Annotated in this window: 10 protein-coding genes; 7 read left to right on the forward strand and 3 right to left on the reverse strand. The window is 69.9% G+C overall.

Going from position 1 to position 11,214, the window contains the following annotated elements; all coding sequences use genetic code 11:
- Positions 1-8: 8 nt before the first annotated feature.
- On the reverse strand, positions 9-1,001 hold the full coding sequence (locus ACTHNQ_RS04140) for a LacI family DNA-binding transcriptional regulator (RefSeq protein ID WP_440331339.1): 993 nt from the start codon (positions 999-1,001) through the stop codon (positions 9-11).
- Between the two features lie 165 nt (positions 1,002-1,166).
- Here ACTHNQ_RS04140 and ACTHNQ_RS04145 point away from each other — a divergent pair, with 165 nt between their 5' ends.
- The 4 genes from ACTHNQ_RS04145 to ACTHNQ_RS04160 are packed head-to-tail and all read left to right on the forward strand — an operon-like array spanning position 1,167 to position 5,477.
- Positions 1,167-2,450, forward strand: a complete 1,284-nt coding sequence (locus ACTHNQ_RS04145; RefSeq protein WP_440331341.1) for an extracellular solute-binding protein — start codon at positions 1,167-1,169, stop codon at positions 2,448-2,450.
- Positions 2,447-3,367 (forward strand): carbohydrate ABC transporter permease, encoded by a 921-nt coding sequence (locus ACTHNQ_RS04150; RefSeq protein ID WP_440331343.1) that lies wholly within the window; start codon positions 2,447-2,449, stop codon positions 3,365-3,367. The genes ACTHNQ_RS04145 and ACTHNQ_RS04150 overlap by 4 nt, the downstream gene beginning before the upstream one ends.
- A gap of 1 nt (position 3,368) precedes the next feature.
- Positions 3,369-4,262 (forward strand): carbohydrate ABC transporter permease, encoded by an 894-nt coding sequence (locus tag ACTHNQ_RS04155; RefSeq protein WP_440331345.1) that lies wholly within the window; start codon positions 3,369-3,371, stop codon positions 4,260-4,262.
- Between the two features lie 21 nt (positions 4,263-4,283).
- Entirely contained in the window at positions 4,284-5,477 is a 1,194-nt protein-coding gene (locus ACTHNQ_RS04160; RefSeq protein WP_440331347.1) for a glycoside hydrolase family 1 protein, read from the forward strand.
- A gap of 254 nt (positions 5,478-5,731) precedes the next feature.
- Here the strand turns inward: ACTHNQ_RS04160 and ACTHNQ_RS04165 are convergent, their stop codons facing one another.
- Positions 5,732-6,841, reverse strand: coding sequence for a class I SAM-dependent methyltransferase (locus tag ACTHNQ_RS04165; RefSeq protein WP_440331349.1), 1,110 nt, complete (start codon positions 6,839-6,841; stop codon positions 5,732-5,734).
- 31 nt (positions 6,842-6,872) lie between these two features.
- Between ACTHNQ_RS04165 and ACTHNQ_RS04170 the strand changes: the two genes are divergently transcribed.
- Entirely contained in the window at positions 6,873-7,292 is a 420-nt protein-coding gene (locus ACTHNQ_RS04170; RefSeq protein ID WP_440331351.1) for a MarR family winged helix-turn-helix transcriptional regulator, read from the forward strand.
- A 75-nt stretch (positions 7,293-7,367) separates the two neighbouring features.
- Positions 7,368-7,832 carry a DUF3817 domain-containing protein gene (locus ACTHNQ_RS04175; protein WP_440331353.1) on the forward strand — a complete coding sequence of 155 codons (465 nt, stop codon included), beginning with the start codon at positions 7,368-7,370 and terminating at the stop codon, positions 7,830-7,832.
- A 63-nt stretch (positions 7,833-7,895) separates the two neighbouring features.
- On the opposite strand, the gene ACTHNQ_RS04180 is transcribed toward ACTHNQ_RS04175, so the two are convergent.
- Positions 7,896-8,264, reverse strand: coding sequence for a VOC family protein (locus ACTHNQ_RS04180; RefSeq protein WP_018172412.1), 369 nt, complete (start codon positions 8,262-8,264; stop codon positions 7,896-7,898).
- 189 nt (positions 8,265-8,453) lie between these two features.
- Between ACTHNQ_RS04180 and ACTHNQ_RS04185 the strand changes: the two genes are divergently transcribed.
- Positions 8,454-11,009, forward strand: a complete 2,556-nt coding sequence (locus ACTHNQ_RS04185) for an ATP-dependent Clp protease ATP-binding subunit (RefSeq protein WP_440331356.1) — start codon at positions 8,454-8,456, stop codon at positions 11,007-11,009.
- Positions 11,010-11,214 lie beyond the last annotated feature (205 nt).

Consider the following 11,214-nt stretch of genomic DNA (forward strand, 5'->3'; position numbering starts at 1 on the left):
CGCCGTCGTCAGCCGCTGAGCTCGGCCGTCGACGATCGCACGACCAGCGTGGTCGACAGCTCGGTGCGCGCGGCCGGATGCTGGCCGGCGCGCACGCGCACGATCACGTCGACCGCCGCGCTGCCCATCTGTGCGAGGGGCTGGCGGATCGTCGTCAGGGGCGGGTCGATCCAGGACGAGTGCGGCAGATCGTCGAAGCCGATGATCGACATGTCGTCCGGTATGCGCAGGTCGTGCTCGCGGAGGGCGCGGATGGCGCCCAGCGCGCTGTCGTCGCTCGCGGCGAAGATCGCCGTCGGGCGCGATCCGCGGGTGAGGAGCAGGCGCGTCGCGTCGTAGCCCTGATCGATGCCGTACTGCGTCCGGATCACGAGGTCCTCGTCCACGGGGACGCCCGCCTGCTGCAGCGCGGCCTGGAACCCCGCGAGCCGGGCGATGCCGTTGTCCTGGTCGAGGGGACCGGTGATCGTGGCGATGCGCCGGTGTCCGAGCCGGAGGAGGTGCTCGGCGGCGTCGAAGGCGCCCTGGAAGTTCGTCGCCGCGATCGAGTACGCGCCTTCGGGCGTCCGGTGCAGGGGATCGACGACGACGAGGGGGATGCCGGCCTCGGCGAGCTGGCGCCGGGCTTCGGCGCTGGGCACCGCGACGACGCTCAGCACGCCGTCCGACCCCCGTTCCAGCGCGTGCTGCACCCACTCGTCGCAGTCCTCGGGATCGGGTTCGACGGCGAGCACCAGATCCTTGCCGTGGCGCTTCGCCGTCTCGGCGGCGCCGCGGACGACGGCCTCGGACCACGCCTGGTCGAGGTTGACCACCCGCATGTCGAGGAACCCCGTGGCCAGGCGCGGTCGCATCCGGATCTCGTAGCCGTGGCGTTCGAGGACGGCGGCGACGCGGTCGCGCGTGGCGCGCGACACATCGGGCCGGGAGTTGAGCACCTTCGACACCGTCGGGATCGAGACGCCTGCTTCGGTTGCGATCTGCGCGAGCGGGACTGCCATGGGGTTCCTCCGGATCGACTTTCCGAAAATGCTAGCGGCAAACGGTAACGATCGCTCGTCTATTTCCCGGCTCCGGCTGGACGAGCGCCGGACTTTCGCTCTATAGTCTCCCACTGAGGCACGAAATTTCGAGCTTTCGTTTCGAAATCACACAAAGGAGTGAGCATGCAAGGGATGCGAGTCACTGCGATCACGGCGATGGCGCTCGGCGCCGTCCTGGTCCTGTCCGGTTGCGGTCGCAGCGCGGACGGCGCTGCCGAGGGATCGTCGGCCGCCCCGGCAGAAGCGGGCAAGGCGTCGGGCGTCGTCGAGATCTGGACGGCGGGCGGACACGCCGACAACCTGGAGAAGCTCACGAAGGACTGGGTCAAGGCGAACCCGGACGCGAGCGTCAAGATCACGGACGTCCCGTGGGATCAGGTCATCACGAAGGCTCAGACCGCGACCGCGGCGGGCAAGGGCCCGGACATCATCATGACGGGGGCCGACCAGACGGCGACCGTCATCGGCATGGGCGCCTTCGACGCCGTGCCGGACGGCGTGTACGACGAGGCGGACTTCTACCCCGCCGCGGTGGACTCGGTGACCGGCGAGGACGGGCTGTACGCGATGCCCTGGTACGTCGAGACGCGCTTCCTGTTCTACCGCGCCGACATCGCGGCCGAGCTCGGCCTCTCGGCGCCCACGACGTGGGAAGAGACCGAGGCCATGGCGGCCGCCTTCGCGTCGCGCCCCGGCGGCACGTTCGGCCTGAGCCTCCCCAAGCCCACCGAGCAGCCGGCGCAGGTCATCGTGCCGTTCGACGCGCAGGCCGGCGGTGAGATGACCGACGGCAAGAAGTGGACGATCGACACCCCGGAGTTCGTCCAGGCGCTCGACTACTACGGCGGCTACTTCCAGCGCGGCGAGGCGCCGCTGGGCGACACCGACGCTACGTTCGAGAACGGCGGCACGCCGATGTTCATCTCGGGCCCCTGGATGCTGGACATCTACCAGGAGGAGATCGACAAGGGCACCGCCCCCGAGGGCTTCACGATGGACTCGGTCGGCTACACCGTCTCGCCCGCCGGGCCCGGCGGCAGCAACGACCAGTACATCGGCGGCGGCAACCTCGGCGTCTTCTCGGCATCCGACAACAAGTCCGCGGCCTGGTCGCTGCTGTCGTGGATCGGCGAGCAGGACCAGCAGGAGGCCTGGTACGACCTGCAGGGCGAGCTGCCCGCCAACGTCGCTGCAGGCCAGTACGCGCCCATCCAGGACAACCCGGTGACCAAGACGCTCACCGAGCAGCTGGCCGACACCGTCGCCGCGCCGAACTATCCGGCGTGGTCGCAGATCTCCGACCTCATCAGCAAGTACTCCGAGCAGGTCGCCCGCGGCGAGATCACGGGCGCCGATGCGGCGAAGGAGATCCAGGCCGAGGCCGACAAGATCGGCTTCGGGTGGTGACATCCACGCAGGCGCGGCCGGGGAAGGTCTCTTCCCTGGCCGCGCAGCGGCGCCGTTCGGCCCTCATCGCGTGGGTCTTCGTCGCGCCGTTCGTCCTGACGTTCGGGGTCTTCGGCCTGATCCCGCTCGTCAGCTCGCTGGCGATGTCGTTCACCGACCTGCGGGCACGCGACATCCGCAACCCGTTCAACGTCAACTTCGTCGGGTTCGACAACTTCGTCGCGGTCCTCACCGACCCGTCGTTCCAGCGCGCCCTGTTCAACACGCTGATGTTCGTCGTGGTCGGTGTGCCGGCCACCCTGTTCCTCGCGCTCGTGCTGGCAGTGCTCCTGAACTCCGTGAGCCGCAAGGTCGCCACGTTCTTCCGCGTCGGCTACTACACGCCGGTCATCACGACGATCGTCGCCGTCGCCGTCGTGTGGCGCATCATGTACCAGAACACGGGCGTCATCAACACGATCCTCGCCTCGGTCGGCATCGCGGGGCCCAACTGGCTCAGCGACCCGAACACGGCGCTGTTGGCGATCACCATCATGGCCGTCTGGCGCAACATCGGCGCCTCGATGGTGATCTTCCTCGCGGGCCTGCAGGGGATCCCTGCGGACGTGAACGAGGCGGCGTCGATCGACGGCGCGAACGCGGTGCAGAAGTTCTTCCGCATCACCATCCCGATGATGATGCCGACCATCCTGCTGAACACAATCCTCGTGACCACGGGCTACATGCAGTTCTTCGACGAGCCCTTCGTCATGACGGGCGGCGGGCCGCTCGAGTCGACGACGTCGATCGCGCTGCAGGTCTACAACCAGTTCAAGTACGGCAACTACTCGGTCGGCGCGGCCGGCGCGTACGTGCTCTTCGCGCTCGTCGGCATCCTCGCGCTCATCCAGTTCCGCTTCTTCCGCCAGAGGACCTGACATGACCACAACGCTCGAGACGGTCGCCGTCGCGGCGACCGAGCCCCCGCAGCCCCGTCCGCCCCGCAAGCCGATCCGGTGGGGCAACCTCGCCGTCCTCGTCGTGCTGTCGGTCGGACTGGCCGCCACGGTCCTGCCGTTCGTCTGGATGGTGCTCGGCGCCTTCAAGACGAAGGCCGAGATCATGCAGCGGCCGATCACGTGGTGGCCGCAGCATCCGACCCTCGACAACTTCCGTGCGTGGCTGTTCGAGTTCGACATCCTCCGGCCGTTCTTCAACTCGGTGTTCCTCGCCGCGGTGACGGTCGCGACAACGCTGCTGTTCTCGTCGATGGTGGGCTGGGCGCTCGCGAAGATGAAGTTCCCCGGCAAGAACGTCATCATCGTCGTCGTGCTGGCGACGCTGTTCGTCCCCGGCATCGTGACCCTGATCCCGCAGTTCGTGCTGGTCGCGAACCTCGGCATGGTGAACACCTACTGGGGCCTGATCCTGCCGGGCATGGTGGGGGCGTTCGGCGTCTTCCTGATGCGGCAGTTCATGCTCGAGATCCCCGACTCGCTGCTGGATGCCGCCCGGATCGACGGCGCGGGGGAGTTCCGCACGTTCTTCCAGATCGTGCTGCCGCTGTGCAAGGCGCCCCTCGCGACGCTCGCGATCTTCACGTTCATGGGGTCGTGGAACAGCTTCCTGTGGCCGTTGATCATCTCGCAGGACGACTCGATGTACACGCTCCCGGTGTCGCTGGCGCTGTTCTCGGCCGAGGCCGGCGGCCACGGCTCGGACTTCGGGCTGCAGATGGCCGGGTCGTTCCTCATCGTCATCCCGGTGCTCGTCCTGTTCATCGCGATGCAGCGCCACTTCATCCAGGGGATCGCCCTGACGGGCATCAAGTAACACGAAGGGAAATCAGCATTCATGAGCAGTGTCATCGCCGCACCCGAGGGGTTCATCTGGGGGGCGGCCACCGCCGGCCACCAGATCGAGGGCGGCAACGTCAACACCGGGCACTGGGAGAACGAGTACGCGCCGGGCACGCAGATCCCGGAGCCGTCGGGTGACGCGTGCGACTCCTACCATCGGTACCCCGAAGACATCGCGCTGCTGGCGGACGCCGGACTCACGGCGTACCGGTTCTCGCTGGAGTGGTCGCGCATCGAGCCCGAGGAGGGTGTCGTCTCGCGGGCGCAGCTCGCGCACTACCGCCGCATGATCGACACGTGCCGCGACCGCGGCGTGCAGCCGATCGTGACGCTCCACCACTTCACGTTCCCGCGGTGGTGGGACCACTCCGGCGGCTGGTACTCCGAGAAGAGCACCGACCGGTTCCGCCGCTTCACCGAGATCGCGGCCACGATCCTCGACGACGTCGACCTCGTGGTCACGATCAACGAGCCGAACATGATGGTCAATCAGACCGAGGCCCGCATCGACACCGAGAACGGCGTCAACTTCCCCGGTCCGTCGCCTTTCGTCGCCCAGGCGATCGCCGACGCGCATCACGCCTCTACCGAGGTGCTGCGGGGGGTGGGCGGCATCCGCTCGGGGTGGACCGTCGCGAACCAGGTGTTCCAGGCGGTGCCCGGGTGGGAGAAGCAGCGCGACGAATGGCAGTACTGGCGCGAGGACTTCTTCCTCGAGCAGTCGCGGGGCGACGACTTCATCGGCGTGCAGTCGTACCTGCGGACCATCATCGGACCGACCGACGACGAGCTCGGCTACGGCCCGCAGGAGTGGCCCGAGGGCACCGAGCGCACGCTCACCGGGTGGGAGTACTACCCGGAGGCGCTCGGGCAGGCGCTCCGTCACACCCGCGAGGTCACCGGCGGCATCCCCATGATCGTCACCGAGAACGGCATGGCGACCACTGACGACAGCCGGCGCATCGATTACACGACGGGCGCCCTCGCGGGCATGGCCGCGGCGATGGCCGACGGCTGCGACGTGCGCGGCTACCTGCACTGGTCGCTGCTCGACAACTACGAGTGGGGCTCGTTCCGCCCCACGTTCGGGCTGATCGCGGTCGACCGCGAGACCTTCGTCCGCACGCCGAAGCCGAGCCTCGCATGGCTCGGCAACCTGGCGCAGCGCAACGAGATCCCGGTGGACTGAAGGCCGGGGGATGGCGGATGCCCGGGGGTCCCGGCATCCGCCATCTCCGGCGGCGGGGCGAGAACGCGACACATTCGGCCGGATCGCAACAGAATCACGACAGTCGCGTAATAACCGGGCTCCGTCGTCGTCTCTAGGGCGGGGGAGACTGCCGGAGCCCCGGTCCGGCTGCCCCGGCCGCGAGTCCCGAGCTTGTGGCTACCGGGGGAGCCGGCATCTCGCGTCGGCCCCCCGGTCAATCCGATCCGGTCCCGTCACCGCCGCGTCGACGCGGTGACCGTGAACTTCGCGTTGCGCGCGATCTGGCGAGTGGGGCCGACGAGTCGCTCGAGCGCCGGCCGGTAACGCAGGCCCGAATTCCACACCGCTCGCAGCTCGCCGCCGGGCCGGAGGACGCGCGCCGCCTCTTGGAACATCCGGGGCGCGATCCCTTCGTGCACGGCCGCCCCCGAGTGGAACGGCGGGTTGACGGCGATGAACGCCGCAGAGCCGTCGGCCTGCGCCCCCAGCATGTCGTCGCGCACGACGTCGACCCGATCGCCGACGCCGTTCGCCGCGGCGGTGGCGCGCGCCGAGGCCACCGCGACAGCGGACTGGTCGCAGGCGACGACGGCGAGCGAGGAATGCCGCAGAGCCAGCGTGGTGGCGATGACGCCCGTGCCGCAGGCGAGGTCGATGACCGTGCCATCGCCGGGCAGGTCGGTCGGCAGATGCTCGAGCAGCAGCCGCGTCCCGATGTCGACCGCGGCGCCCGCGAACGCTCCGCCGTAGGCGCAGACCACCAGGCCGTCGTGCGCGGCGCGGGCGGGCACGGGATCCCGGCCGGCGCCGGGGTCTCGCGCGATCAGCACGCGGGACTTCTGCCGGGCGTGGGTGACGTCCAGCCGTGCGAAGTCGGTGCGCAGCACGTCGTTCATCGCGAGGGTCATGTGCTTGAGCCGCCCGCCCGCGAACACCACGACGTCACGTGCCGCGTACCGGGCGACGAGACCCGCGATGTCGCGCAGCGCGTCGAGCGAGCGGGGGAGCCGCAGCAGCACGACCCGTGCGTCGCGCACCAGCTCGGCGTCGAGCGCGTGGGAGGCGAACGTGTCGCCGAGCCCGAAGGCGGCGGCGTTCGCTGCGAGGGCGCGTTCTGCGGTGAGGGGGTCCTGGTGGACGCGGATGCCGCGCGCCCCGGCTGCGGCGGCGCCCAGCGTCAGCGCGCCGTAGGCATCGCCGATCACCGCCAGGCGGCCCGGTTCGAGCTCTGCGCGCGCCGCGGCCGATTCGTCGAGGATCAGCCGGTCGGCGGCATCCACAGCCACAAGATCGGGAGCCTCGACATCGGGCCAGCGGCGCAGGCCGTCGAGCGAGAACGTCACCGTCCCACGGTAGCGGGCTAGCATTTACCCCGTGTCGTCGGAGCGTCCCTTCAGTCCTGTCATCTCGCTGCTGACCGTGGCGAGCGTCTGGGACGCCCACCTCGGGTCCCAGCTGCGCGACCTCGGGCTGACGACGCGCAAGTACGGTCTGCTCGCCCACATCCGCTCGACGCCCGGCATCTCGTTCAGCGAGCTCGCCCGACGCTCGCAGGTGACCGTGCAGTCCGCCCACACGGCGGTGCAGGCTCTCGTCGCCGACGGTCTCGTCGCCGACGCCACCGCCCACGCCGGCGCGGCCTCGGACCTGCGCGTCACCGCCCGGGGCGGCGAGGTGCTGCAGGCCGCCGAGCAGCGGTTGGCAGCGCTCGACGCCGGGTTGGCGGAGGGGGCGCCTGAGCTCGCCGCCGCCCTGCAGGGGCTGCACGAGGAGCCGTTCGGCCTCGAGCGCTGAGCCGGGCGTCTGCGGGCGGCTGCGCGCACGGGCAACCTTCAGGAAGCCTGAAACGCTTTCAGTTAGGCTGAAGGTGTGTTCCGCAATCCCCACTCCCTCTTCCGCGCGCTCGCGATCGCCGAGGCGATCTCGTGGACGCTCCTCATCGCCGGCCTGATCTTGCGGGCCACCACCGACTGGGCGCTCGGCGTCACCATCGGCGGCGGCATCCACGGGTTCATCTTCTTGTCGTACGGCGCGACCGTGATCCTCGTGGCGCTGAACAACCGCTGGAAGGTGTGGCCGACCGTCGTCTCGCTCGTGAGCGCGATCGTCCCCTACGCGACCATTCCCGCCGAGATCTGGCTGCAGCGGACCGGACGCCTCGCCGGAGCATGGCGCCTCGACGCGACCGACGACCCGCGCGACGGCCGGTGGTATGACCGGCTGATGCGCTGGTTCCTTCGTCGGCCGTGGGTTCTCGGCGTGCTCATCGCCCTCGCCGTCGTGGTGCTGTTCACCGTCCTGCTGCTCATCGGCCCGCCGGGTGGGCGCGACTGAGACCCCGCTGATGCGGCGGCCGGCATTCGAGCTCGATCGAGCGGATGCCGGCCGCGCTGTCGTTCAGCGGGGCGGCAGCTGCTGCAGGGTCCAGGTGTTGCCGTCGGGGTCGTCGAACTGCACGAAGCGGCCCCAGGCCTGCTCGTCGACACCGCGGGCGTCGACGCCGACGCCTCGCAGGTGCGCGAGCGCCTCGTCGGCGTCGGCGACCACGAGCTGCACGGTGTTCTGCTGTCCGGGCTCGAGCGTGTTGCCCAGACCTGTGCCGAATGCGATCGAGCAGGCGGAGCCCGGTGGAGTGACCTGCACGAAGCGCAGGCCGTCGAACGGGGTCTGGTCATGGTCGACGTTCCAGCCGATCCGCTCGTAGAACTCCTTGGCGCGGTCGACATCGGTGACCGGCACGAAGATGAGCTCGATCTTCCAGTCCATGGTTCTCCCTCTCGTCGCTGATGCGGGCCCCTCCGGGCCTGACGCTACGCCGGGGCGCCGACATCCGGGCGGGTGTCGAAGTGTTTCGCGCGATCGGGAATACCCGCGACCAGCTCCTGTTGAACTTGACATTGCGTGTATCAAGTTCAAAACTTGATGCCTGCCCACTCAAGTTTCAGGAGAGGTGTCATGCCCGAAGACTTCACCCCCCAGTCCGGTGACGGCAGCGCGTTCGACGACTTCCTCGCGCGCTACCTCGCCGGCGAGCGCGCCCGCGCAGAGCGTTCCATCGACCTCAGCCGGTTCCTGGGCGCGCGCACGCAGGAGCTGCTGCAGCGTGCCGGAAAGTACGCGCTCGACCGCGGTCAGCGGGAGCTGGACGCCCTGCACGTGCTGGCCATCCTCGCCGCCGAGGCGCCCGCCCGCGACGCGATCCGCGGCATCGGCGCCGACCCGGACGCGATCGTCCGCGCCACCGAGGAGCGCCTGCCGGCGGCATCCCGTCCCGCCGACGTCGACGGTGCGGTGATCACGCCGTCAGTGCAGCGTGCGCTGTTCCACTCGTTCCAGGTCGCGCGCTCGTCGGGCTCGACCTACGTCGACCCCGAGCACCTCTTCTTCGCGCTCGTGCTCGCGCAGGACACTCCCGCGGGCCAGGTGCTCGCACGTGCGGGCGTGACCGCAGAGGCCCTCACGCAGGGCGCGCGCGAGACGGTGACCCCGTCGGGCGCCGGGTCGGTCGACGGAGATCAGGATGCCGCGGCATCCTCCTCTCCCATGCTCGACACGTACGGCACCGACCTGACCGCACGCGCACTCGCGGGTGAGCTCGACCCCGTGATCGGCCGCGCCGACGAGATCGAGCAGACGATCGAGATCCTGAGCCGCCGCACCAAGAACAACCCGGTGCTGGTCGGCGAGGCCGGCGTCGGCAAGACCGCGATCGTCGAGGGCCTCGCGCAGGCGATCGTCGACGGCGCCGTCCCCGAGCAGCTGCTCGGCAAGCGGGTCGTCGCGCTCGACCTGCCCGCGATGCTCGCAGGCACCCGCTACCGCGGGGACTTCGAGGAGCGCCTCACCAAGACGATGGACGAGATCTCGGCTCTCAAGGGCGAGCTGATCGTCTTCATCGACGAGGTGCACACCGTCGTCGGCGCCGGCGGCGCGGGGGACGGCGGCATGGATGCCGGCAACATCCTCAAGCCCCGCCTCGCCCGCGGCGAGCTGCACCTGGTCGGTGCGACCACGCTCAAGGAGTACCGCGTCATCGAGAAGGACCCGGCGCTGGAGCGCCGCTTCCAGCCGGTGCGGGTCGGCGAGCCCTCGATCGAGGACGCCGTCCTCATCCTGCGCGGTCTCAAGCCCGCGTACGAGGAGCACCACGGCATCGTCTACACCGACGAGGCCCTGCGCGCCGCCGTCGAACTGAGCGACCGGTACCTCAGCGATCGCGTGCTGCCCGACAAGGCCATCGACCTCATCGACCAGGCCGGTGCGCGCCTGCGGCTGAGCCTCGGGTCGAAGGTGGACGTGAGCGCGCTCGTGGAGCGCCTCGCGACGCTGGAGGCCGACAAGAACGCCGCCGTCTCGGCCGAGCACTACGAAGAGGCCTCGCGGATCCGCGACCAGATCGCCGAGGTGCAGGAGCGCCTCGAGCGCGCCACCGCGGCCGGCGCCGCGACGACGACCGCGGCGATCGTCGACGAGCCCGAGATCGCGGCCGTGATCAGCCGGGCCACCGGCATCCCCGTCAACCGCCTCACCGAGACCGAGCGCGAGCGTCTCGCCTCGCTCGAGGACGAGCTGCACGATCGCGTGATCGGGCAGGACGACGCGGTGACGGCCGTCGCCAAGGCTGTGCGGCGCAACCGCACCGGCATGGGCGACGCCCGCCGGCCCGTCGGCTCGTTCCTGTTCCTCGGGCCCACGGGCGTCGGCAAGACGGAGCTGGCGAAAGCCCTTGCCGCGTCGCTGTTCGACGACGAGGGAGCCGTGATCCGCTTCGACATGAGCGAGTTCGGCGAGCGTCACACCGTGTCGCGCCTCGTCGGCGCCCCTCCCGGATACGTCGGGTACGACGAGGCCGGGCAGCTCACCGAGCGCGTGCGGCGCAACCCGTACTCGATCGTGCTGTTCGACGAGATCGAGAAGGCGCACCCCGACGTGTTCAACCTGCTGCTGCAGGTGCTCGACGACGGGCGCCTCACCGACGGCCAGGGCCGCACGGTCGACTTCCGCAACACGGTGGTCGTCATGACCTCGAACCTGGGCTCGGAGTTCCTCGCCTCGCGCGGCGGCGCCATCGGCTTCCTCGCCGACGGCGGCGGCTCGACGGGCTTCGGCTCCGAGAAGGACCTCCGTGACCGCGTGTTCGCGAAGCTGCGCGAGGCGATGCGTCCCGAGTTCCTCAACCGCATCGACGAGATCGTGCTGTTCCGCAAGCTCGAGAAGCCGCAGCTGCAGAGCATCGTGCGCCTGCTGCTGGCGGCATCCGACTCCCGCCTCGCCAAGCGCGACGTCGGCCTGGTCGTCACCGACGAGGCCGTCGCCTGGCTCGCCGAGAACGGGTACGAGCCCGAGTACGGCGCCCGGCCCCTGCGCCGGCTGATCCAGCGCGAGGTCGACGACCGCATCGCGGACCTGTTCGTCACGGGAGCCCTCGTCGACGGGGGATCCGTGACGGTGGATGCCTCGGACGAGGCGCTGACCGTGCGCGCGACCGCGCCGTTCGCCGCCGCGGCCTGAGCCCCCGGGCGAACCCGCCACAGCCGGCCGACACCCGCGACGTCCGCGTCGCGGGTGTCGGCCGCTCCTGCAAGAGTGGGTGCATGACCCGCATCGGTGCGATCTTCAACCCGTACACGCACACCCCCGACGAGTTCCACGACGCCGTCATCGCGGCTGAGCGGGCAGGGGTGCCCGAGCTGTGGGTGTGGGAGGACTGCTTCAA

The organism is Microbacterium sp. (genome assembly GCF_051953575.1).
Classification (GTDB): Bacteria; Actinomycetota; Actinomycetes; order Actinomycetales; family Microbacteriaceae; genus Microbacterium.